Origin of the sequence: Trichococcus pasteurii (assembly GCF_900112935.1) — a bacterium.
GTDB classification, from domain to species: domain Bacteria; phylum Bacillota; class Bacilli; order Lactobacillales; family Aerococcaceae; genus Trichococcus; species Trichococcus pasteurii.
This window is the reverse complement of record NZ_FONM01000019.1, coordinates 25,245-49,386: the sequence shown is the minus strand read 5'-3', so window position 1 is coordinate 49,386 and position 24,142 is coordinate 25,245. Positions and strand designations below refer to the sequence as shown.

The window sequence follows — 24,142 nt, the reverse complement described above, 5'->3', positions numbered from 1 at the left end:
CGGTTGCGCAAAACAGGAGGAGGCAATGAAAATGACAATCATCGAAGAGATCCAAAACCAATATTCCGCTTTTTCCGGGAACGAGAAAAAAATCGCGGATTACATTCTGCAGAACAAAGCATCCATCAAAAATATGAACATCAAGGATTTGGCGGCGAAGGTGGATACCTCGACGTCCAGCATCACCCGGTTCTGTAAGCGCATCAACATCGATGGGTTTGTGGATATGAAAATTGCATTGCGGTCATTGGCGAGCGGTCATCCTTCGAAAGAAATGCCGACCGTCTATGACGATATTTATGGCTATTATACGCAAGTCATCGATGAAACCAATCAGATGATCGAGGATCAGGCAATCGAAACGGTTGTCGATTGGATCAAAAATGCAAACAAAACAGTCATCTACGGCATCGGCAGTTCCGGGTTCACGGCCGCGGAATTGGCGCAACGCTTGATCCGGATGGGTCTGAATGCCACGGGGGTTACGGATTCCCATCTGATGATCATCAACAGTTCGATCATCAGGGAGGACGAATTGGTGATCGCCATCTCCAATTCAGGCGAAACGCCGGAACTGATAGCATCACTGGAGATCGCCAAGAAGAAAAAAGCGAAGATCATCGCCCTGACAAGCTTCAAAAACAGTTCCCTGACGAAACTGGCGGACGTCACGTGCTTCGGCTACCACTCGCGTTTCGTCAACAACACGGTGTTCGTCAACACGCAGTTCGGGATGATGTACCTGATCGATGTGATTTCGACCTTCCTGGTGCAGGATGAGAATTTCAAATACAACATGGATCTGACGAGAAAAAATGTGCAAGGTTATTCGAAAAAATCGGAATAGCGAGATGTGGCTGCCAAATCATGCAGGTGCACAGTGAAAATTAAGCTCAGGATCAAAGAGGGGAAACACAAATGAAAAAAGTGATCATCCATGCAGAAATCTATACCGGGGAAACAGTCATCGCCGACGGATTCGTCCGGTTCGAAAAAGAAATAAGTGCAGTCGGCAATATGTCGGAGTATGTTCCCGAATCCGGCGAGGAAGTGATTGACGCAACCGGAAGCAGGCTGATGCCTGGCTTCATTGATATCCACAGCCATGGCGGCTATGGTGTGGACAACATGGACGGCGATGCGGATGGCATCGATCGGATGATTGCGGCGATGCACCGGGAAGGGATCACCAGTTATTTTCCGACGACGATGACGCAATCTTCTGAAAATATCGAAAAGGCATTGATCGGCATCCGCAAGGCTGCAAAAAAAAATCCGGTCATCCAAGGCATCCACCTAGAAGGGCCGTTCATCTCTGCTGTATTTAAGGGAGCGCAGCCGGAAGAGCACATCAAACTGCCGGATGCAGCCTTGATGAGCAGGTGGCAGGACTTGAGCGGCGGTTTGATCCGTTTGGTCACCTATGCGCCGGAGACGAGTGATGCTACTGCCTTCGAAAAGTATTGCCTGGATAACCGCATCGTGCTTTCGGTCGGGCATTCGGATGCTCGGCGCAGGCAATTGCAACAATCCAAGGCAACGCACATCACTCACCTCTTCAATGCGCAAAGGGGACTCCATCACCGTGAGCCCGGTGTGACCGGACATGCTTTCCTGGAGGATGGTATCTATGCGGAAATGATTGTCGATGGTCTGCATATCGATCCGGAAATGGTGAAGATCGCCTTCAAACAGAAGGGCGCAGACCGCATCGAATTGATTACCGATGCTATGCGCGCCAAAGGGATGGGCGACGGCATCAGTGAATTGGGCGGACAGAAGGTCATCGTCAAAGAAGGACAAGCCCGTCTGGAAAGCGGAAATCTAGCAGGAAGTGTGCTGGAATTTCAGGATGCCTTCAGGAACATCATCGCTTTTACCGGCTGCAGCATCTTGGATGCGGTAAAGATGAGTTCGGTCAATCAGGCCCGGGAATTCGGTCTGGTTCGAAAAGGGGGTATCACTCCGGGAAAAGATGCCGATATGGCGCTGCTTTCGGATGCGTTCAACGTGGAACTGACGATCAGTTATGGACAGACAGTATTCAAGAAAAATGGAAAGTAGGTTACGGATCATGGAAATAATCATTAAAGCGACTCCTGAAGAGGCCAGCCGTTGCGCATTCGAAAAAATCAGGGAGGAAATGGAAAGAGGTGCGAAAGTGCTCGGGTTGGCCACCGGCAGCACGCCAGTCAGGCTGTACCGGATCATGCGGGAAAGCGAGCTTGATTTCTCGGGGATGACATCGATCAATCTGGATGAATACATGGGATTGTCCGAGGACAGTCCGCACAGCTACCATCATTTTATGCATGAACAATTATTCGATGCAAAACCATTCAAGAAAAACTATCTGCTGGATGGAATGGCGGATGAAGTGGAAGAGTGCGCGCAATTTGAAGCCATCATCGCAGCGAATCCGATCGATGTGCAAATTCTTGGCATCGGCACGAACGGGCATATCGGTTTCAACGAGCCTGGCACATCCTTTGATTCCCGGACCCAGAAAGTGGCGCTGTGGCAATCCACGATCGATTCCAACAAACGTTACTTTGCGGATGAAAAAGATGTCCCGCGTTTTGCCTATTCGATGGGGATCCAATCGATCCTCTCGTCAAGACAGATTATCCTGATGGCTTTCGGAAAAGAAAAAGCCGCTGCCGTCAAAGCCGCGCTGGAAGGTCCGGTTACGGAAGACTTACCGGCGAGCGTTCTGCAGACACACAAGCATGTGACCGTGATACTGGACGAAGCAGCTGCGCAAATGCTCACGAAAAAATAGTGAATCAGACAATCCGCAGGCTACTCCCCACGAGTCTCCGGATTGTCGTTTTTGATTAAAACGTTTACAATGGAAGCAGAGGTAGCATGGAAAGCATGTGATCCAGGAATCCAAGGCGGTGATGGAAATGTTGACTGTTGAGACGGCCAGAACATGGTTGAGCCTGTTCATCGAAAAGTTGGAAGTAAACGAGAAGTATCTGAATACGCTGGATGAATCCATCGGTGACGGCGATCACGGGGCCAATATGCTTCGGGGTGCCAAAGACCTGAAGGCAAAATTAGCAGAAGGGTTTCAGGCAGGATTGTCAGATCTGTTCAAAATGGCGGGGATGTCTTTCATCCAGAAAACGGGTGGGGCAGCCGGACTCCTTTATGGGCAAGTCTTTCTGCATATGTCGGAGGCTTTTCAAGAGGATAACAATCTGATGGATAGCTTGGTGAGCGGGCTTGAAGGCATCCAAACGTTCGGCCCTACGGAACTGAAGGAAAAGACCTTAGTGGATGTTTGGATTCCGGTCATGGAAGACATCCGGAATAATCGTCTGACGTTGGAAAAAATCAATGAATATGTCATAAGTACGAAGGATTTTCAGGCGAAAAAAGGACGCGCGGCCTATGTGTCGGAACAACTGAATGGCCATATCGATCCAGGAGCAGCCTCCTGCGGTTATTTCTTTGAGGCAATGCTGGAAGCGGGTGTGTACGATGAGTGAACAGTACGGTATTTTATTGGTTTCGCATGTTGCGGAGCTCGCTGACGGGCTGACCCGTTTGCTGAAGCAGGTAGCGAAGGACGTTACCGTTAAAGCAGTCGGCGGAGCGGAAGAAGGCGGTATCGGCACTAGTTTTGATAAAGTCACGGCGGCTCTCAATGAAATGCCAGAGCCTAATATATTGGCCTTTTATGATTTGGGCAGCGCCAAGATGAATCTTGAGTTGGTAAGTGAAATGACCGAAAAAAATCTGTTCATTTGCGATGCGGCGTTTGTGGAGGGTGCCTATCTGGCAGCAGCTTTGCTGCAGGCGGATACGCCCTATGAAAAAATCCGTGAGCAGTTGCAGGAATTGTACGTAAAATGAAACATTGAGCAAAATTTTGGTGACAAACACAATTAAGACTGCCAAGATGCGGTCTTTTTTTTTTCGCTTTTTCACCAATATTGAAGGTAGATTGTTTCTATATTCTTTCTCTTATTTTTTATCTACAGATTGAATTATTGGTCAATTTAGTGTAAGCTAACATTATGGAAAACGCTTACAAGTATGTGCCGTGCAACAGAGTTTTTGCAGGAACAGGAGCGAAGTACATAATTAATAAAATCACAAAAAGATTTTTTCAAAGCTGGTTCCAAAGAAAAGAATGGATGTGATCGGATTGGAAAAAGGAAAGAAAGTGCTTTTTACTGAGACCGTTCTGCGCGATGCGCATCAAAGTCTGATGGCGACACGCATGTCTACGGAGGACATGCTCCCGATTGTGGAGAAAATGGATGAAGCCGGGTATTACGCGCTCGAGTGCTGGGGCGGCGCAACCTATGATGCGGCTATCCGTTTTCTGCATGAAGATCCGTGGGAAAGACTGCGGCAAATCCGTAAGCGCGCTCCGCAAGCGAAGCTGCAGATGCTGCTTCGGGGACAGAATCTGATCGGGTACCGCCATTATGCGGATGATATCGTGGATCGTTTTGTCGGCAAAGCCGTCGAAAACGGCATCGACATTTTTCGGATTTTTGATGCCTTGAATGATACGAGAAACTTGCAAGCATCGCTGGATGCCGTAAAAAAATATGGCGCCCATGCGCAACTGACGATCTGTTACACCATCAGCGACGTCCACACTATCCCATTTTACACCGATTTGGCCAAGGAGCTGACCGAGATGGGGGCGGACTCGATCTGCATCAAGGACATGGCCGGCATCTTGACGCCGAAAGTGGCCAAAGAGCTGATTCCAGCCATCAAAGCTGTGATTGATGTGCCTTTGAATATCCACACGCACGCCACCAGCGGCGTTTCGCAGATGACCTATATTGCTGCCATTGAAGCCGGTGCGGACATCATCGACTGCGCCATTTCGCCTTTTGCGGAAGGGACGAGCCAACCGCCTACCGAATCGATGGCGCTTGTGTTGGAGGAACTCGGGTACAGTACGGGCTTGGACATCGCTAAATTGGAAGGAATCGCTGATTATTTCAAACCGATCCGCGATAAGTACATCGCTTCGGGTGTGCTGGACCCAAAAATGCTGTCAGTCGATCCCAAAGCACTCATCTATCAAGTGCCTGGAGGGATGCTGTCGAACCTGAATTCGCAACTCAAGCAGGCAAAGGCCAGCGATAAGTACGAGGAAGTGTTGCGGGAAGTGCCCCGTGTCAGATCAGACTTAGGCTTTCCGCCGCTGGTCACCCCAATGAGCCAAATGGTCGGGACGCAAGCCGTTTTCAATATCCTGACGGGGGAACGCTACAAAATGGTCCCGAATGAAGTGAAGGATTACCTGCACGGAAAATACGGAAAGACACCGGTCCCGGTGAACGACAATTTTCGGCGCAGCATCATCGGGGATGATGCCGTCATCACGGATCGCCCGGCAGATCATCTGGAGCCGGAGTTTGAAAGATTGAAGGCGGAGTTGGGAGACTTGGCGCGCACTGACGAGGACGTGTTGACTTATGCCTTGTTCCCACAGGTTGGCAAAGCTTATCTGCAAGAAGTCTACTATCCAACCATTCCAGAAGAACAAGCGGAAATAAAAGCGCCATCTCCAGGCGAGACGACGGATACAGTGGTTCGGATCCAAGCCCGCTATCGCAACCAATAGGAAGAGGTGAAGAAAATGGAAGAATTTAATTTAGGAGACGGTCTGATTGTCACTGTTGTTGCGATGATCGTTGTTTTTGCGGTGCTGGCAAGTCTTTGGTTTCTGGTGGAGTTGGTCCATAAGTTGTTAGGGGAACCGGCCCAAACGTCTTCCACCCTGTTGACCAGGGAAGAAGATGTGCAGCCCGTTTTGCGGGATATGGGTGTGGATGAACAACGCGCCAAAGCGGCTGCAATCACGGCATTGATCGCAGCTTATGAAGCGCATCCGGCCAAGAAGTTTGAAATCGTTGATGTAACGCGTATCAAATAAATTCCAGTCGCTGATCGTAAAGGGAGGATTTTTTATGAAGAACTATGAAATCGAAATCGACGGACAAGTTTATCATGTCAAGGTAAGGGAGTTGCCGGATGATGCGCTCATGACAGAACAACCAAAGGCCGGAAGCGGCAGACCCGCGGCTGATTACGCGCCACCCGCAGAGGGAAAAACAATGCTGGCGCCGATGGCCGGGACCATATTGCGCATCCTAGTCAAAGAGGGACAACGGGTCAAAAAAGGCGAAAACCTCATCGTGCTCGAAGCCATGAAGATGGAGAATGAAATCGTTGCAGATGAGGATGGCATCATCAGAAGTATTTTGGTGAAAGCAAATGACAGTGTCGAATCCGACCAACCGTTGTTGATTCTCTAGAAGGGAAGGGATTCTTATGATACAAGCTTTGACGGATCTGATCCGGATGTCCGGATTGGCGCATCTTACGTATAAAGAAATCATTATGATCATCATTGCCTGCATTTTCCTTTATTTGGCCATCAAGAAGGGCTATGAGCCCTATCTGTTGCTCCCGATTGCGTTCGGCATCCTGTTGGTGAATCTTCCCTTGGCCGGATTGATGGCGCCGCCTACCGAGAGTGAACCGGGCGGGTTGATTTATTATCTCTATCAAGGGACGAATCTGGGCATCTATCCGCCGTTGATTTTCCTCTGTCTCGGGGCCGCGACCGATTTCGGACCGCTCATCGCCAATCCGAAAACGCTGTTGTTGGGCGGGGCAGCGCAGTTCGGCATCTTTGCGGCATTCTTCGGGGCTTTGGCCTTGGGGATGACGCCCCAGGAAGCGGCCTCGGTCGGCATCATCGGTGGGGCGGATGGACCGACCGCCATCTATTTGACGACAAAATTGGCCAACCATCTCTTATCGGTCATCGCCCTGGCGGCCTATTCCTATATGGCTTTGGTTCCACTTATCCAGCCGCCGATCATGCGCCTGTTGACGACCGAAAAAGAGCGGCAGACCGTCATGAAGCAGATGCGCGTGGTATCCAAGAACGAGCGCATCCTGTTCCCGATTATAACCACCATTTTCGTCAGCTTGGTCGTCCCATCCGCCACAGCGCTTGTGGGGATGCTGATGCTGGGTAATCTGATCCGGGAAAGCGGTCAGGTTCCGAAACTGACGGAAACGCTGCAGAATGCCATGATGTACACCATCACCGTCATCCTGGGCGTAACCGTCGGAGCCAAGGCGAACGGCGAGCTCTTTCTTTCATTGATCACGATCAAAATCATCATACTGGGGCTTTTCGCCTTTGCTGTAGGGACTGCAGCCGGCGTCCTGATGGGAAAACTGATGTACAAATTGACGAACGGTAAAGTGAATCCGTTGATCGGGGCAGCCGGTGTTTCGGCCGTACCGATGGCTGCGCGGGTTGTGCAGAAAGAAGGCATCAAATACAATCCCTCCAACTACTTACTGATGCATGCGATGGGTCCGAATGTTGCGGGCGTCATAGGATCGGCTGTCGCAGCCGGTGTCCTGCTGGCTTTCTTCGGTTGAGGATGGATAATTAAAATAGTCTCCTTTTGATTTCACGTCAGAGGGAGATTTTTTATCGTTTCAAGGCTATCCGGTTGCAAAATCCATCTGTTCTACACACGGAGGATGTATAATGAAGGCAACAAAAGATTCAGAACGGGAAGGACGGATTAAAATGAGCAGGAGAACCTCGTTGATTGTCGCTTTGGTTGCTTCGCTGGCGTTGTTGCTGTTTGTATCAGCCAATCTTTTCTCGACGTTTTTCAATAACGGTGACAATCGGGTGACAACTATTGGTACGGATTCGAGCAGCGCAGGGAATTTTATCGGGATGGGGCATATGATGGGCGCAGATCGGGCTACAGTCCTGGATGAAAGCGGGCAGGAAATGACTGCACTGCGGGTTCCGGAACTGGCGGTGCCGGATTCCGAATCGGATAGTGAAATCACCTACACGGTCACAGCGCAAGCGGGGGAGACTGCCTTCCTGGAAGGAAAAACGACGCAGACGCTCGGTTACAACGGTTCCTATCTTGGTCCGGTTTTGGTCGTGAATGAAGGTCAAGAGGTGCATATCAAGACCGAAAACCAGTTGTCCGAAGCCACCTCTTTCCATTGGCACGGACTAAAGGTCCCTTCTGATATCGATGGCGGGCCGCATCATCCGGTCGGACCGAATGAAACGATGCAAGTGGATTTCACGGTCAATCAGGAGGCGGCGACGTTGTGGTTCCACCCGCATGCCTTGAGGACTACAGCTGAACAAGTCTATGCCGGTCTGGCCGGATTGATCTTTGTCGAGGACGACAATTCCGACCAGCTTAACTTGCCGAAGGACTATGGGGTGAATGACTTTCCTTTGATCGTCCAGGATCGGAGCTTCGATGCGGACAACCAATTCGATTACGCAGGCACTTACGATCCCGACGGCACCTACGGCGACACTTTGTTGGTGAACGGGACCATCAATCCGTATGTGGAAGTCAAAAATGAACTGGTCCGGTTGCGTCTGGTGAATGGCTCGAATGCCCGCAATTACACGTTCGGATTGGAAAATGGCGCGGTGTTCCATCAGATCGCCAGCGACGGCGGTTTCCTGGAGCAGCCGGTTGCGTTGAAATCTGTGACGTTGACGCCGGGTGAACGGGCGGAAATCATCGTGGACCTGAGTTCCTACGGCAAAGGAGATACCGTGAAACTGATGGATGGGGATGCAACAGTCCTTGCCCTGAACGTCACGGAGGAGACGGACGCACAGATGGCACTGCCGGAAACCTTGAACGCGATTCCTGAAATGACGACGCAAGGAGCGGCCGTCCAACAGTTCACGCTGAGCGGCATGTCATTCATGGTCAACATCAACGGCAACCAGTTCGACATGGATCGGATCGATACCGAGCAGAGCCTGAATGAAACAGTCATCTGGGAAGTCCACAATGCGCAGGATATGATGGGCAGCATGGTTCATCCTTTCCATATCCATGGCGTCCAATTCCAGGTGCTGTCGCGTGATGGAGCGGAGCCGCCGCAGAACGAGCAAGGCTGGAAGGACACCATCGCCGTTTACCCCGGCGAAACGGTCCGGCTGGCGGTGACTTTTCCTGAGAAGGGAGTCTTCATGTACCATTGCCACATTTTGGAGCATGAGGACAATGGCATGATGGGTCAGGTCAGTGTACAATAAAAATCAGGGGAATAAGATGGAGGTGGATGCCCGTGAAGATTTTGATCGTCGATGATGAACCAAATATTTTGGATATCGTGGAGGCCTATCTGGCCGCCAAAAAATATCAGGTATACCGTGCCGAGTCCGGGGCGGAGGCATTGGAGAAATTTCATGCTTTCAATCCGGATCTGATCGTGTTGGATCTGATGCTGCCGGATATGTCAGGCGGAGATATCTGCGCCAAAATCCGCGAAGAATCCAACGTGCCCATCATCATGCTGACGGCAAGGTCATCCGAAAAGGATATCTTGAGCGGCTTGCGGATCGGTGCGGATGATTACATGGTCAAACCATTCAGCCCAAAGGAACTGGTGGCGCGGGTCGAGACAGTTTTGAGGCGCGCTGCCCCAGCCAATGCTGAAGAGAAATGGAGCTTCGATGGTGGGCAATTGGTCATTCATCCCAAAACGAAGCAGGTTTTTGCGCGGAAACAGGAAGTCGCGTTGACGGCTACCGAATATGAACTGTTGACTTTGTTGGCCAAGAATCCGAGCCGGCTCTTCACGAGGGAAGAATTGCTGGAGAGCGTAAAAGGGCTGGACTTCGAAGGGTTGGACAGGGTCATCGATACGCACATCAAGAACATCAGACAAAAGATTGAGCCGGAACCGAAGCAGCCCATTTATATATTGACTGTCCGGGGAAGCGGCTACCGGTTTGGTGGGAAGCGATGAGGCGGACGATCAGTTGGCAGCTGATTTTTTCCTTCCTGCTCTTTTCGAGCGTCATCATCGGGCTGTTCGGCTGGTTCAGCATGCGTTTATTGGACAGCCACTTCTCGGAATATGTCAGCGAACGGCGCACAGAAGAAATAACCGGTTTTACGGATGAAATCGAAGCGGTTTATGCTCAAGAAGGCAGTTGGGATGAGGATGCCGTAGCGGTCATCGGCAGGCAGGCATTGCAGGCCGATATCATCCTGAAAGTGTACGACAGCCAAGGAGAGCTGATCTGGACCCCCACTGCGATGGAGGAACAGGAAAACCGCCAGATGATGTCCAGCCATATGTCGCAAATGAGCGAAATGATGGGTGGGACAGAGAGCGAATATACGGTGACCACTGTGGAGCTTAATGATGGCTCCAAAACAATCGGCAGCCTGACACTCGGAACAATGGGTACGTATTTCTATACAGAACATGATGTCGCATTCATGAGCGATATCCGCAACAATCTGCTGATCGTGGCGCTGCTGGCTTTCGCCTTATCGCTTTTTTTCGCGGTCTGGATCGCCAGAAAATTAAGCGTGCCGGTCTTTGCGGTGAGCCGCTTCACCGGAGAAATCGCTAAAGGGAACTATACGGAGCAAGCACCGAAGGAAACGAACATCGTCGAGATAGATGCGTTGATCCGTTCGGTGGATAGCCTATCCCGTCAACTGGACAGCCAACAGGAAATCCGGAACCGCCTTTCTTCCGATATTGCGCATGAAATTCGGACCCCGCTTACGACTTTGAAGGGCAATCTGGAAGCGATGCTTGACGGCATCTGGGAGCCGAGCAACGAGCGTTTGAAGATCTGTTATGATGAAGTGAACCGGATTTCCCGCCTGATCGGGAATATCGACAAAATCAACGAAATGGAAAGCAATCACGAGAAATTGGAATTCAGCCGTTTTGACTTGCAGGCTTTGAGCAAGAAAGTCGCGACGAATTTCACGGCTGCAGCCGCCAAAAAGAATATCATTTTGGCGGTTGCTGGGGAGCCGGTGATGATAACGGCGGATCAGGACAAAATCAGTCAAGTGCTGACGAACCTTTTGGCGAATGCGATCAAATTCACTCCGAAGCAAGGGAGTATCCATATCGAAATCCATCAGGAAGGTAACCAAGCGGTGCTGAAAGTGTCCGATGACGGCATCGGCATCGATCCGGAAGACCAGGAGAAAATTTTTGAGCGGTTCTATATGACGGAACCGTCGCGCAACAGCAAATCCGGTGGGCAAGGTCTCGGCCTGGCCATCGTCAAAAGCATCATCAGGAAGCACAACGGAACTGTGCGCGTTGTCAGCGATATCGGCAAGGGAGCCACGTTTACGGTCTCCATTCCGTTGGAGCAGGAACGGGCATGAACGAAAGAGATTCGAATTTTAACTATCCGATGAATGACAAACAAAACGAGGGACAGCCACAAAATGTGACTGTCCCTCGTTTTGTATTCATGCTGGATTACAAAAGTTTCTTCTTGCGATCGAACTCTTCCTCGGTAATGTTCCCTTTAGCCAGTTCTTTTTTCAGGATGTCCAAAGCGGATTCGTCTGTTGAAACTTTGCCTGATCTATCGTTCAAAAGCCTGGTTGCCAAGTAAATGACGAGTATGATCAAAGCAATCCAGAAAATCCACATAAACATCATGCCGCCCATGCCAAAACCTCCAAAATATTGTAAGCATCTGCCAAACATGCAAAGGCCCCCTTTTTTTCTCTATATATGCAGTATACAGTCATATTGTGTAGATTGGATGTAGTTTTATAGTCTGTTGCGGTGATTATTTGAAGTGCAAGCTCAGTCTATCTTCAGCAGTCGGGCATTGACCGCGCAGATGATGGTACTGATCGACATGACGGCTGCCCCAATGGCCGGTGTTATGACGAGGCCTTGGTTGGCCAAAACGCCTGCAGCCAGCGGGATGGCAATCACGTTATAGCCGACAGCCCAAATCAGATTTTCGACCATCTTGCGGTAAGTGGCTTTCGAAAGTGTGATGATGGTCAATACGTCTTTCGGATTGCTGTCCACCAGAATGACGTCGGCTGTTTCGATCGCGACATCCGTGCCGGCGCCGATGGCAATGCCAAGGTCAGCCTCCGCCAAAGCGGGCGCATCATTGACTCCATCCCCGACCATCGCTACTTTCTTGTTTCCGGCCTTCAGCGCGGTGATGTGCTTCGATTTCTCGGCAGGCAGAACTTCCGAAAATACCTGAGCTAGCTCCAACTGATCGCCCACGTAATGCGCTGCGCGGCTGTTGTCGCCTGTCAGCATGATGGCTTCGATGCCTTGCTCCTTCAGGGCAGCCACGACTTCGTGCGAGGACGAACGGATGATATCAGCGCTGGCGATAATTCCCTGCAGGAGGCCTTCCTTGAGGACGAAGACAACGGTTTTGCCTTGCTGGGCCAAGCCGGCGAATGTCTCCTTGTCGTATGCGACACCGCGCTCATCCATGGTTCCGGGGCTGACGACAGCAATCTGCATGCCATCCACAGTTACCTGCAGACCTTGGCCGGTAAGGTTTTGAAAATCAGTTACCGGCAGAAGCGCGATAGCGTCTGCTTCCCCTTTGCGGACGATGCCTTTTGCGATTGGGTGTTCCGATTGACTCTCGGCAGAATAGGCCAGCGTCAGTAATTCCTTCTCGGAGACCCCAGCTGCGGGAAGGATGTCGGTTACGCCGAAGTTGCCTTCCGTCAAGGTCCCGGTCTTGTCGAAGACGATCCGATCTACGGTACGTGCCTCCTCGAATTGCGTTCGGTTGCGGATCAGCAAGCCGTTTCGGGCTGCGATTGAAGTGGACACCGCATTCACCAAAGGAACAGCCAGCCCGAGTGCGTGGGGGCAAGCGATGACGAGGACCGTCACCATCCGTTCCAAGGCAAAGGCCAGGTCGGCTGCAAAAATCCAATAAAGGAAAGTCAGGGCGCCGGCGATGACAGCGATATAGAATAGCCAACCGGCCGCTTTGTCTGCCAAACCCTGCGACTTGGATTTTTGCTTCTGGGCATCCTGGACCATGTTGATGACCTGAGCCAAGTAGGTTTCATTCCCGACCTTTTCCACGGTCAGCTTCAGGACGCCTGACCCGTTGATGGAGCCTCCGATGGCCTGCATGCCCGGTTGTTTTTCGACGGGCACAGATTCGCCCGTCAGCATCGATTCGTCAACCGTTGAGAGGCCTTCGTAGATTTTTCCGTCCAAAGGGATCTTTTCGCCGGGCTTGACGAGGATGCGTTCACCCGGAACGAGGGCTTCGATCGACACTTCTTCGACATTGCCGACCGCATCCAACCGGTGTGCTTCCTTGGGCATCAGTTTAATGAGTTCCTCCAGAGCCTTGGAAGCCCCCATCTGGGATTTCATCTCGATCCAGTGGCCGAGCAGCATGATCAGGATCAGGGTTGCCAGTTCGAAATAAAAGTCCGATCCTTCTATGAAGAAGGCTGTGAAGGTGCTGTAGATATAGGCGGAAACGATCGCCAAGGAGATCAGCATCATCATGCCGAGCGACTTACTTTTCCATTCCTCCCAAGCGCCCTCCAGAAACGGTTTGCCGCCGTAGAAGAAAATGACGCTGGACAAGCCAAAGACGATGAAGTTTGCTCCCGGAAAGTCGAAATGGTAACCGAAGAGCATCATGATCATTGGGGATAGCAGGGTTACTGGAATCGTCAGCAGCAACACGATCCAAAATCGTTTCCTGTAATCGGCCACCATCTGCTCGTGGTGGCCGGCATGCCCAGCGGCGCTATGCCCGGACATATCGTGCGCCACGTGCTGTTCATCTTGTTCGTGGCCATGGGAAGCGGCCGGTTTCGGTTCGTGTTCTTGTGCACCGTCGTGATCATGTGCTGCGTGCTTTTCTGGTTTGGGTCCGGCAGCAACCGGCTGAGTTGGGGGCATATGATGCCCGGAATGGTCGTGCCCGGCGTGCGGGTCAAGTGTCTTTGGGGCCTCCGGGGTGTGGGCTGTGTGCGTGTGCTCCGTATGTTTGTGTTCATCCATCTGGGTATTCCTCCTTTGCTTCAAAACGTCCAAACAAAAGGTATATAAAAATGACTGCAGCTTCTCATGCTTATCATAGCAGATTTCAGCGCTTAGAGGGTAACGGTTTCATTTCTCCACTCATTCGGGTAAAATAGATGTTGTAAACCGCTATCATGAAAGGGATGAAGGACTTTGACAGAATTGAAATTTCCAGAAAACTTCCTGTGGGGTGGCGCAACCGCGGCCAACCAATACGAAGGAGCCTATAACGTAGACGGGAAGGGATTATCCGTCCAGGACGTAACACCTAAAGGCGGATTCGGACCGATCACCGACGGACCGACACCTGACAACATGAAATTGGAAGGGATCGACTTCTACCACCGCTATAAGGAAGATATCGCCTTGTTCGCTGAAATGGGCTTCAAAACATACCGTACATCGATCGCGTGGACGCGCATCTTCCCGAATGGCGACGAAACCGAACCGAACGAAGCTGGCCTGCAGTTCTATGATGACTTGTTCGATGAATTGGCAAAATACGGCATCGAGCCGCTGATCACGCTTTCCCACTACGAAACGCCGCTGCACTTGGCGCGCACCTATGACGGCTGGGTTAACCGCAAAATGATCGGCTTCTATGAAAACTACGTGCGTACGGTCTTCACGCGCTACAAAGACAAAGTCAAATACTGGTTGACTTTCAATGAAATCAACTCAATCATCCATTTACCGTTCATGAGCGGAGGGATCGCAACACCTAAGGAACAATTGTCTAAATCAGATCTGTACCAAGCTTGTCACCACGAATTGGTAGCCAGCGCTTTGGCGACAAAAATCGGCCACGAAATCAATCCGGATTTCAAAATCGGCTGCATGGTCATTGCAATGCCGACATACCCATTGACTTCCCATCCTGATGATGTCATCGCCGTGATGGAAGCGGATCGCCAAAACTTCTTCTTCTCGGATGTGCATGTACGCGGAACGTACCCTGGTTACATGAAGCGTTATTTCCGTGAGCACGGTATCGAGCTGAACATCACACCTGAAGATGAAGAAATCCTGAAAAACACGGTCGATTTCGTTTCCTTCAGCTACTATATGAGTTCTACTGAAACAGCTGACGAGTCCAAGAAGGTGAAGGGGGCAGGCAATATCCTCGGTGGAGTGATGAATCCTTATCTGGAAGCATCTGAATGGGGATGGCAGATCGATCCGAAAGGCTTGCGCATCATCCTGAACACTTTCTGGGATCGCTACCAAAAACCATTGTTCATCGTTGAAAACGGCTTGGGTGCTGTTGATGAACTGGTCAAGGGCGAAAACGGCGAATGGACGGTAAATGATGATTACCGCATCAAGTACCTGAACGACCACCTGGTGCAGGTTGCGGAAGCAATCGCGGACGGTGTCGATCTGATGGGCTACACGACGTGGGGCTGCATCGACTTGGTCAGCGCATCAACTGCAGAGTTGAAGAAACGCTACGGCTTCATCTATGTCGACCGCAACGACGACGGATCCGGCACACTGAACCGTTACAAGAAAAAATCTTTCTACTGGTATAAGGACGTCATCGCAACCAACGGCGAAAGCTTGAAGGCGTGATAGAAAACCAAAGATTGGCTTGACACACTTATCATCAATTGCAAGACCAGGATGCACAGAAAAGCGCAACTGGTCTTGTATTTTTTTCTCCTTTGGGTAAAATGGTAGGGATAGGAAAACCATTCAAAGACACTTGGAATTTGGAAGTTTGGTGAAAATCCAACGCGGTCCCGCCACTGTGATGACGTCCCGGAACGTCTTAGTCAGGTCTTCATTCCAAGCTGCTATTTTTTGCAAGCGTGCCGTTTCGAGGTAAAACGGTCCCGTTACTTGTCTATGCGATGGCGCATGGACTTTTTTTGCATTATCCCGGCCGTTGGCGATGCAACCCCTGTCGAATACAGATTAGGAGTGGAAAAATGAAAAAATTATTGTTGGCCTTATCGTTGAGTTTGGTATTATTCGGGTGCGCCCCGACGGAAGAAGCGGAAACAAGCTCTGTCCTGCAAGAGTCGACTGCTGCAGTCAGCTCAGAAGCAGCGGAGACAGTCAGTGTAACAATCTCTTTGACGGATGGCGGCACAGTCATCGCAGGCTCTGAAAAAACGCTTGAGGTCGAAGCGGGTGCGAACTTGTTGGATGTCATGAAAGAGAACTATGAAATCGAAGAAGCGGACGGCTTCATCACAGCCATCGACGGGTTGGCACAAGTGGAAGCATCAGCCGAAACAAAAGCCAAATATTGGTTGTTTGATGTAAACGGCGAGCCTTCGATGGTTGGAGCTGCTGATGTGGCGCTCCAAGAAGGAGACGTAATCGTGTGGAACCTGACAGAAATGTAAGGAAGAATGCGGGCTTCGGGGTGAGGCGCCTAGCGTTGCTGTCGATTCTGACGGCCCTCTGCTATGTCGGCAGGTTGGCGTTCCAGTTCATCCCGAATGTGCAGCCGGTGACGGCAGTGTTGATCATCCTGACGTTGACGTTGGGTATGACGGACGGCTTCATTGTGGCCATCCTCTCGATTATTTTGACCAACTTCCTGCTGGGAATGGGGCCATGGACGATCGCCCAGATTGCCAGCTTCGGCGTTCTGATCGTGGTCACGGGTCTGTTCGTGAAGCCGTTCTACAGCACAAGCCAAAAGAAGGGCCGCAGAATCTTTTTCGCGCTGTTCGCTTTTTTCGGCGGCCTGCTTTACGGGTTCGTCATCTCCATCATTTCCGTAAAATTGATGGGCATCAACAGTTTTTGGGCCTATTACATCGCAGGGATTCCTTTCGATCTCCTGCACGGCCTGGGGAATGCCGGGTTCTATCTGATCCTGGAGCCGATTCTGGTGCCCTTATTGCTGGCGCAACAGAAAAAAACATAATAAGAAAAGCCATATGGAACGCACTCGTTGAAGAGCGTATGCCACATGGCTTATTTTTTATTTTTACCTGAAATAGTCTATCGCGTCTTCCCGATCATACATTGATGTGCGTAACACAAATAGATGCGGTTTTAGCTTGTTGCATCAAAGAATTGAATCGTATTTTAGGGATGAAGGGTTACAAAATATAGAAGGATGGCCCTACTAGAGCCATGAAATCCGAGCCAACAGCAAATCCAAATTTTGTGGGTTATTTTGATTTATCCAAAACACTAAAAACTATCATATAATTATTTGATTAAAAAATGATTAAATAAAGATAGATAAATTGCGGTTCGGTTGATATACTTGAGAGGTAGAAATCAAAATATTTCTATTAATTTGCATGGTGGAGAGTGGCTGAGAGATTTCCAGATGTCGACTGGTGGTGCGATAATTGTGGAGTATATCAAAACAATCAAGATAGTTTTGATGATCACAAATACCTTTGGAATTGTACCGAATGTTGATTTAAAAGTAGCATATTCAAAGATAATATACATTGGAAAGATAATGAAAAATAAGTTGGATTATGCCTGCTATATAAGTTGAATTTGCTGTGATTGTATAAATGTTTTTACAGCTATTTTATTTAGAGAACGACTATGAATGAAAAAAATCTGATTCAACTTATTTATAACATTCAAAGGAGAGGTAGTTATTATGTTTGACTTAAAAGGCTTTCGCGAAGATAATCTAAAAATTACTCAAGTTGAATTTGCAGAAATGATTGGCACAAAACAAGATACTGTATCCCGATGGGAAGAGAATTCAGGCCTAGTAACTATTGATGATCTCAAGACAATCGCAGAAAAGTGTGGTGTCACAATCGATCAGCTAGTAATGTTTAACAAATCCAGACCAAAACCTTTAGATGTGGAAAATTCTTGGAGAGTAACTGAGTTTACAAAGAAAACAATTGTTGATTATATTGAACCTTACCTTTCTGAGAAAAAAGATACTCTCGATGACAAGTATTATTCATTCATTGCTGATTTAAAAACTACTGTTAACAGCATTATATCGAAACCTAAAGTGGCTATTGTAGGAAGATCAGACGTTGGTAAAAGCGCTTTAATCAATTCCATACTTGGAGCTGAAAAGATGCCAACATCCTGGACACCTACTACATCTATCGTCGTATATATAAAACATGTTGACGACCGTCCAAAGTATATCGAGGAAGATGTTTGGATATTTAAAGCTTCTTTAGGAGAAGAAAAAAATTGGGACGACCACAAACTATATGACGAAGAATATTGCCGCGCATGGAAAATCGCAGGCGGGAGCGCTGACATTTTAAAAAACTACGGTACTCGTCAAGGTGAAGACTTTGATAAAAACGAGGCAGGAGCCGCGGTTGTTTTTGTAGACTCTTCTCTTCTCAATGTGTGTGACATAATTGACTTGCCTGGATTCGGTACAGGGGATCGAGTTGAAGATGATTTAATGACATTGAGAGCAAAGCAAGCTGCTGATATATTAATTTACATGTCTATTGCAAATGGATTCATGCGTAGCGAAGACATTGAGTATATTAAAGAAAGCGTTCAGAACTTAGTTATCCTTGAAGATAAAGAAAACAACGACATAGAGCCTTTTTCTAATTTGTATATACTTGCTTCCCAAGCACAAACCGTTAATGCTGGAAATAAGACATCTTTGCACGATATTTTAAATTCAGGTTGTGAACGCCTTAATAAAACAATTCCAAGCAATTTTTGGAATAGCAGAAAATCTATTTCGAAACATAATTATACGTATGAGAATTTACGAAACAGATTTTTCACCTACACAACAGACATTGAAAGTCTACGAGAGGATTTTAACAAAGACTTCACGCAGATGATAGAACGTTTACCACTAATAATCAATGAGAAGGCAATAGCTCAGGTTCGTTCATTTGCAGAATCAGTTGGAATCGATTTGAGTAAAGAAATTGAATATTATACTCAGTTGGCTGAAGAGCGAGAAAAATATGTCATGCACCTGGCTAAGTTCAATAAAAATGAGCCAAAACGCGCTAAAGATAATAAAAAAAAACGAAAGTACTTGATTGATTATTTACATTCGATAAAGCAAGATTCTGCCCAAGAGTTTGTTTCATCTTATAATAAAATCATAGCAAATGACAACATTGCATCGGTTATAAAGCAGCAAGGCTTTAAGAAGAAAAAAGAAGATATGCAAGCTCTTGCAAGTTATCTGAATTCACAACTTCAAACCGCTTTACAGGACACATTGCAGAAAAAAACAGAATTACTTAATAAAGAAATCGATACATACATTGGCGTATATCAGAAAAGTATTAATGAATCTAGCATTCCGGGAATTTCAATATCAATGCCACCATTTAATGTTGCCAGAGCATTTGCTTCTGGGCTAGCAGGATTAACTACTTTCGGAGCTTTAGCTTTCTGGGCATCAACGTTTGGTAATCTAGGTGCATATATTTTAGTTGCTAAAGGCGTCAGTCTATTGTCTGCTCTTGGAATATCTGTTGGAGGAACAGCTGCTGCGGTATCTACTGTAGCAGCGATTGGAGGCCCAATCGTACTCGGTGTTGCGCTAGCAATTATTACAGCCCTTTCTGTCTTTGCAATCTTTTCAGGAGGATGGGAACAATCTATTGCAAAGAAAATTGTCGCCGAATATGACAAAAATAATTGCCTATTAAAATTCGAAGACATCATCGACGACTATTGGAAAGACACCGAGATGGCATTTAATGCTTCTGCTGACAAGCTTGAATCAGATTGGAAAAAATATCTTAAAGATCTCTCCGACATTGTTAACAACAACGACATTGAAGAAATACAACACAAAATAAAATTAGCAAAAGATGTACAGTCTTTTTTCGACAATATCCCGTTGCCCCATTATGGATTAGATTCATCCGCAATGGAGATTTCTGATAAAGAATCAGAATATCTACAAGTGGTTCAAGAAAAAAATAAACTGTTATTGGAAGTTGAAGATCGTGATACAAAATTAGAGGCTGCTCAGTCGAAGATGAATCGTTATAAAGAATTATTAGATGAGGAAATAAGGAAATCCAGTCTAGCTGAGACAAATATTTCAATCCTAACAGAGGCAAAAAAAAGATTGTTGGATAAGCAGAAGAACACAGAATTAAAAGTATCCCGTCTTAAGACTGAACTTGAAAATCAATCAAAGAAAGATGAACATTTTGAAAACATAGAGTCAGAGTTGGCATCGGCGTTTGCAGAAAAGGAAAAAAATGCTGATTTACTTAAGGAAGTAACAGATCAGCTAAAGTATGAAAAAGACTTAGTTGAAATATCATCAGAAGAAATCGATAAGCTGAATGAGAATGTGGAAGATTTACAGGTGACAAATGATAGTCTCAGGAGAGAAGTTGCTGAACTGACTGCTCAAATGGAAATTGAAAGAAAGAAGATTGAGAAACATGAAAAAGAGAAAAGAGAAAATATGAAATATAAATGGAAGCAGTATTTCCCTAATTTCGAGTTTAGCTCAAGAACTGTGCGAGAATTTGTGAAGTTTAATGATAAAGAACGCATTAGTATTGAACAGAAGCTGATAGAGTTGAAAAGTGCTTCAGATCCTCGGTGTTTGAGCAGAGGTAAGGTGGAACATGAAGGTGAAAGTTTTGACCATTTAGGCTTTAATTTCCCTAATGGCGATCCGGTAAGGATTTTATATCAAGTTTGTAGACATTCTCAAATTCGAATCATCCGAATCTACAAGCATAATGAAAAATTTTTACAGTGATTTTATTGGAATAGGAACAGCTAACACAAAGGTTAGTTAGATCTCATTATGTGCACATTTCTTCTGATGAAATCTAACCCTATATTAAGTTCACAGATATTATCTTTAGTAACTCAACTTTATTTGTCCGAAGAAATAGTTTAGTCGCTTCTGGATGTTCTTTTCCACGACGTACCTGCTTTTTGAAATGTGCGGTTCAATAGGTAGATAAATATCGCACAGGGGCTTTGGAGGCATAATGACATTTATAAAACCATTGTTTTATAAATCGATAGTAGTACTTTTTAGGGTGTGAAATTTGAGTTAGTAATGTTTAGCTTTATTCTTTTAAAATGGGGGAACGCCCTGTAAAGGTGTGGATGAGTACATCGTTCAAATTGTCAGGAAGGGGCTGAAGCATGCTTGCCTAGTAAACTTCACCCGTACGGCGGAAGTAATTATGTGTTTTGTAACACAAATAATGCGGAAAAAAATGCAGTTAAAGGTGATGCGCGAATTCCTGAATCAAAAGGAGCACGAAAAGTAATCCCATCAAAACAGTAAATGTGCTCCAGTATAATGGTGTTGCATAGGCACGCTCCGTGGTATGTGCTGATCGTTGTATTCCCCGAGAAAGCGGGCAGTATTGATGGATTTATGTAAAATTTGTGTGAGGCGATGGCTATGAAAAACATAAAAAATATATTCCTCATTCTTTTTCTGGTACTTCCTGTGTGTGGTTTTTTTGTAGGCGGTTTCCAAGGGCTTATTGTAACGGTACTGGTGTTGCTGTTTGCAGCAGGTTCCTATTTGGCTTTTTTGATGTCTTCGAAAGTGTCGGGATTTGACGAAAATTATTTCAGCTTTGATAAGGTGCGCTCGTTTTTGGAATCTTCGTGGAAAGATCCTCAGCGCGCAGAGCTCAGCGAAGCGATGCCTGCTGTTTTGATAAATGACTTTATCCGGGTAGACTACAGTTTATTTGCAGCTTTCCGTAAATACTTCGATCCTGGATCGAATGCTGTTCAAAAAGAGGATAGGTTGCTCACCAACTATAGTACTTCTGAAGTTCATGTCGACGGCGCCATACGAGGATTCAGCTATAAGTTTGAACGTGAACCAATTGAAGGCGAAAAAAGCGAAATAGAGCGTTGCTATGCAGTGCATAAAGATTATATCCAAGAAACACTCTTGCGGTATTACTTGGAAAAATATCGGAATGCATTCTTTCTTTTGCAAAAGAATGCTCTGAGGTCAAGATATTTGCAACCGAATATGCTTGCTTGGAAAACAGTATCCAAAGAAAATCGAGAAATAGCTATTGGCCTTGACGCATGTGCCGAAAGTTGGGCGAAAGAACAGTATCAAAATTATGTGACGACAGGGGACAGACCCCAATTACCGCTGGACTTCGAAAGCTTGGATGCGGCATTTAGGAAAGAGCTATATGCATTCGTCAAACGTTACAGGTTGATAATCGATAAAGATGAAGTAGAGAAAAAATTAGCCAAAGAAATATCTCAAAGCAGAGAGGATTTAACAAAATGTTTGCGCTATTTGGCTTAATTTCGCAAGAAACCTCTTCAGATTCAACTCGCGAATCTGAAGGGGTTTCTTGCATTCGGTCGGGCCTCGCTACTAGTTTTCAGAACTGCCGAGGACTATAATGGAAAAATACAGGATCCTTTTCGATCTATAAGGACAACGGGGGATAGGCTTATGCATGCAATCGAGGTTCAACACGTTTCAAAAAAGTTCAAGCAGCAACGAGTTTTGGAAGATATTCATTTCACGATTGAGGAGGGCGAAATTGTCGGCATCATCGGCCCCTCCGGAACGGGGAAGACAACCTTGATTAAGCTCATGCTGGGGATGGAGAGCCTAGATACGGGGCAGACCAAAATTTATGACCAGCTGATGCCCAATTTTTCTGTATTGGGAAAAGTAGGGTATATGGCCCAAGCGGATGCCTTATACGAGGAACTGACGGGAAAAGAGAACCTGGCTTTTTTCGGGAAATTGTACGGGTTGAAAAAAGATGTGCTCCAGCAAAGGCAGGCGTATGTCGCTCAAGTGACGAATTTGACGAAAGATTTATCCAAGCGCGTATCGAATTATTCAGGGGGTATGAAGCGACGATTGTCTTTGGCGATAGCGTTGCTGCATAATCCGGATATACTCATTTTGGATGAACCGACTGTCGGAGTCGATCCGATTTTGCGGCAAAGCATCTGGCAAGAGCTGAACGGAATCCGGGACCAGGGAAAAACGATTGTGGTCACAACCCATGCCATGGATGAAGCCGGACGTTGCGACAAGCTGATTCTGCTGAACCATGGGCGATTGATCGCTTTGGGGACCGCTGCAGAAATGATGGGGCAATTTAACGTGGATACCATTGAGGAAGTCTTTTTGGCTGCGGGAGGTGCGGAAGAATGATTGCATTTGCCATCGCTAAGCGAATTTTTATCCAAATGTTCCGGGATAAGCGGACATTAGCCTTGATGTGGTTCGCGCCTTTGATGATATTCACGTTGATGTACTTTTTGTTCACTTCCTCGGGAACAGACACAACCTACAAAGTGGGGGTATACAACCTGAATCCGGAAATAGTCGAGAATCTGGAAGAGAGCCATGTGGAAGTCACCCTGTTTTCGGACGGAGAACAAGTCGAGGAAAACATCAAAAATAATCAATTGGTGGCTTTTATCGCACAAACAGATGCCGGCCCAATCGAAATCACTTATGAGAACAGCGCGCCTGCCAAGAGTGCGGTCGTCAGGGCAAAGCTGCAAAGCGCCCTGGTCAAACTACAATTGGGAGCCTTTGCGTCGCTTGCCCAGCAGGCGATAGCGGCTAACCCGAGTCTTGTTCAAGCTGTTCCACAACAGCCGGCCATCGATGAACAGTATCTGTATGGCGAGGCGGATTCGGATTACTTCACGACCATCAGTCCCATATTACTCGGTTTTTTTGTCTTTTTCCTGGTCTTCCTGATTTCGGGAATGGCACTTCTGCGGGAACGGACAAGCGGGACGCTGGACAAGATATTGGCGGCGCCCGTCCGGCGGTTTGAAATCATTGCAGGCTACCTTTTGGGGTATGGTTTTTTTGCCTTTATCCAAACCATGTTGCTGGTGGAATTTGTTGTCCGCATTCTGCAGGTTACGGTGGCTGGAAGCCTCGCATTGGTGATGTTGATCACCTTCCTGGCAGCATTGTTGGCCTTATCGTTCGGGGTTTTGCTGTCGACGTTCGCTGCCTCGGAATTCCAGATGGTGCAATTCATTCCGGTTGTGATCATCCCGCAGATTTTCTTTTCAGGACTCATCGAAATCGGTACCTTGGCGGAATGGCTACAGGCATTGGCTAAATTTATGCCGCTGTATTACATCGGGAATGCATTGCAGGGCGTCATGATCAAAGGGGCCACGCTGGTGGATATCGGGAATGATGTAGTAGCCATTTTGCTGTTTATCAGTTTTTTTACCGTTTTGAACGTTTTGGGCTTGAAACGCTACCGAAAAATATAGGCTGGCTTGTTGAGTTTCCGAAGTCACCGATCTAGTCTGGAATTTTTAAGAACAAACC

General features: G+C 47.4%; 21 protein-coding genes and 1 riboswitch. Of the genes, 19 read left to right on the top strand and 2 right to left on the bottom strand.

Annotated elements, in window-relative coordinates; genetic code table 11:
• The first annotated feature begins 31 nt into the window (after positions 1-31).
• From BM184_RS12945 to BM184_RS12890, 12 genes are all read left to right on the top strand, one after another.
• Positions 32-847, top strand: a complete 816-nt coding sequence (locus tag BM184_RS12945; protein WP_086943817.1) for a MurR/RpiR family transcriptional regulator — start codon at positions 32-34, stop codon at positions 845-847.
• Between the two features lie 71 nt (positions 848-918).
• The gene (gene nagA / locus BM184_RS12940) at positions 919-2,064 is read left to right on the top strand and encodes an N-acetylglucosamine-6-phosphate deacetylase (protein WP_086943818.1); all 1,146 of its coding nucleotides are present in this window, start codon (positions 919-921) and stop codon (positions 2,062-2,064) included.
• A 10-nt stretch (positions 2,065-2,074) separates the two neighbouring features.
• On the top strand, positions 2,075-2,782 hold the full coding sequence (gene nagB / locus BM184_RS12935; protein ID WP_086943819.1) for a glucosamine-6-phosphate deaminase: 708 nt from the start codon (positions 2,075-2,077) through the stop codon (positions 2,780-2,782).
• Positions 2,783-2,909: 127 nt separating this feature from the next.
• The gene (gene dhaL / locus BM184_RS12930) at positions 2,910-3,497 is read left to right on the top strand and encodes a dihydroxyacetone kinase subunit DhaL (protein ID WP_086943858.1); all 588 of its coding nucleotides are present in this window, start codon (positions 2,910-2,912) and stop codon (positions 3,495-3,497) included.
• Positions 3,490-3,864: a dihydroxyacetone kinase phosphoryl donor subunit DhaM gene (gene dhaM / locus BM184_RS12925; protein WP_086943820.1), complete on the top strand. Its 375-nt coding sequence runs from the start codon at positions 3,490-3,492 to the stop codon at positions 3,862-3,864. Before dhaL ends, dhaM begins: the two co-directional genes overlap by 8 nt.
• A 295-nt stretch (positions 3,865-4,159) precedes the next feature.
• Complete coding sequence (locus BM184_RS12920; RefSeq protein ID WP_256213166.1) at positions 4,160-5,605, top strand: oxaloacetate decarboxylase subunit alpha; 1,446 nt, start codon at positions 4,160-4,162, stop codon at positions 5,603-5,605.
• A 15-nt stretch (positions 5,606-5,620) separates the two neighbouring features.
• Positions 5,621-5,917: an OadG family protein gene (locus tag BM184_RS12915; RefSeq protein WP_086943822.1), complete on the top strand. Its 297-nt coding sequence runs from the start codon at positions 5,621-5,623 to the stop codon at positions 5,915-5,917.
• Between the two features lie 34 nt (positions 5,918-5,951).
• Positions 5,952-6,299, top strand: a complete 348-nt coding sequence (locus BM184_RS12910) for a biotin/lipoyl-containing protein (protein ID WP_086943823.1) — start codon at positions 5,952-5,954, stop codon at positions 6,297-6,299.
• A gap of 16 nt (positions 6,300-6,315) precedes the next feature.
• Positions 6,316-7,446, top strand: coding sequence for a sodium ion-translocating decarboxylase subunit beta (locus tag BM184_RS12905; RefSeq protein WP_086943824.1), 1,131 nt, complete (start codon positions 6,316-6,318; stop codon positions 7,444-7,446).
• Between the two features lie 112 nt (positions 7,447-7,558).
• Positions 7,559-9,109: a multicopper oxidase family protein gene (locus tag BM184_RS12900; RefSeq protein WP_086943825.1), complete on the top strand. Its 1,551-nt coding sequence runs from the start codon at positions 7,559-7,561 to the stop codon at positions 9,107-9,109.
• 32 nt (positions 9,110-9,141) lie between these two features.
• Positions 9,142-9,825 carry a response regulator transcription factor gene (locus tag BM184_RS12895; RefSeq protein WP_086943826.1) on the top strand — a complete coding sequence of 228 codons (684 nt, stop codon included), beginning with the start codon at positions 9,142-9,144 and terminating at the stop codon, positions 9,823-9,825.
• Positions 9,822-11,222, top strand: coding sequence for a sensor histidine kinase (locus BM184_RS12890; RefSeq protein ID WP_086943827.1), 1,401 nt, complete (start codon positions 9,822-9,824; stop codon positions 11,220-11,222). The genes BM184_RS12895 and BM184_RS12890 overlap by 4 nt, the downstream gene beginning before the upstream one ends.
• A 97-nt stretch (positions 11,223-11,319) precedes the next feature.
• On the opposite strand, the gene BM184_RS12885 is transcribed toward BM184_RS12890, so the two are convergent.
• Positions 11,320-11,514 (bottom strand): SHOCT domain-containing protein, encoded by a 195-nt coding sequence (locus tag BM184_RS12885; RefSeq protein ID WP_232309347.1) that lies wholly within the window; start codon positions 11,512-11,514, stop codon positions 11,320-11,322.
• 141 nt (positions 11,515-11,655) lie between these two features.
• A complete protein-coding gene (locus BM184_RS12880) occupies positions 11,656-13,872 on the bottom strand; it encodes a copper-translocating P-type ATPase (RefSeq protein WP_086943828.1) in 2,217 nt (738 codons plus the stop codon).
• 174 nt (positions 13,873-14,046) lie between these two features.
• Here BM184_RS12880 and BM184_RS12875 point away from each other — a divergent pair, with 174 nt between their 5' ends.
• From BM184_RS12875 to BM184_RS12840, 7 genes are all read left to right on the top strand, one after another.
• Positions 14,047-15,465, top strand: coding sequence for a glycoside hydrolase family 1 protein (locus tag BM184_RS12875; protein WP_086943829.1), 1,419 nt, complete (start codon positions 14,047-14,049; stop codon positions 15,463-15,465).
• Between the two features lie 115 nt (positions 15,466-15,580).
• A riboswitch (adenosylcobalamin (AdoCbl) riboswitch) is annotated at positions 15,581-15,737 on the top strand.
• Positions 15,738-15,824: 87 nt separating this feature from the next.
• The gene (locus BM184_RS12870; protein ID WP_177208665.1) at positions 15,825-16,247 is read left to right on the top strand and encodes a DUF4430 domain-containing protein; all 423 of its coding nucleotides are present in this window, start codon (positions 15,825-15,827) and stop codon (positions 16,245-16,247) included.
• Positions 16,226-16,777: an ECF transporter S component gene (locus BM184_RS12865; RefSeq protein ID WP_086943831.1), complete on the top strand. Its 552-nt coding sequence runs from the start codon at positions 16,226-16,228 to the stop codon at positions 16,775-16,777. Before BM184_RS12870 ends, BM184_RS12865 begins: the two co-directional genes overlap by 22 nt.
• A gap of 702 nt (positions 16,778-17,479) precedes the next feature.
• Positions 17,480-20,572 carry a dynamin family protein gene (locus BM184_RS12855; protein ID WP_086943833.1) on the top strand — a complete coding sequence of 1,031 codons (3,093 nt, stop codon included), beginning with the start codon at positions 17,480-17,482 and terminating at the stop codon, positions 20,570-20,572.
• A gap of 663 nt (positions 20,573-21,235) precedes the next feature.
• The gene (locus BM184_RS12850; protein WP_086943834.1) at positions 21,236-22,117 is read left to right on the top strand and encodes a hypothetical protein; all 882 of its coding nucleotides are present in this window, start codon (positions 21,236-21,238) and stop codon (positions 22,115-22,117) included.
• 153 nt (positions 22,118-22,270) lie between these two features.
• Positions 22,271-22,990: an ABC transporter ATP-binding protein gene (locus BM184_RS12845; protein ID WP_086943835.1), complete on the top strand. Its 720-nt coding sequence runs from the start codon at positions 22,271-22,273 to the stop codon at positions 22,988-22,990.
• A complete protein-coding gene (locus BM184_RS12840; RefSeq protein WP_086943836.1) occupies positions 22,987-24,084 on the top strand; it encodes an ABC transporter permease in 1,098 nt (365 codons plus the stop codon). Before BM184_RS12845 ends, BM184_RS12840 begins: the two co-directional genes overlap by 4 nt.
• The last annotated feature ends 58 nt before the right edge of the window (positions 24,085-24,142 follow it).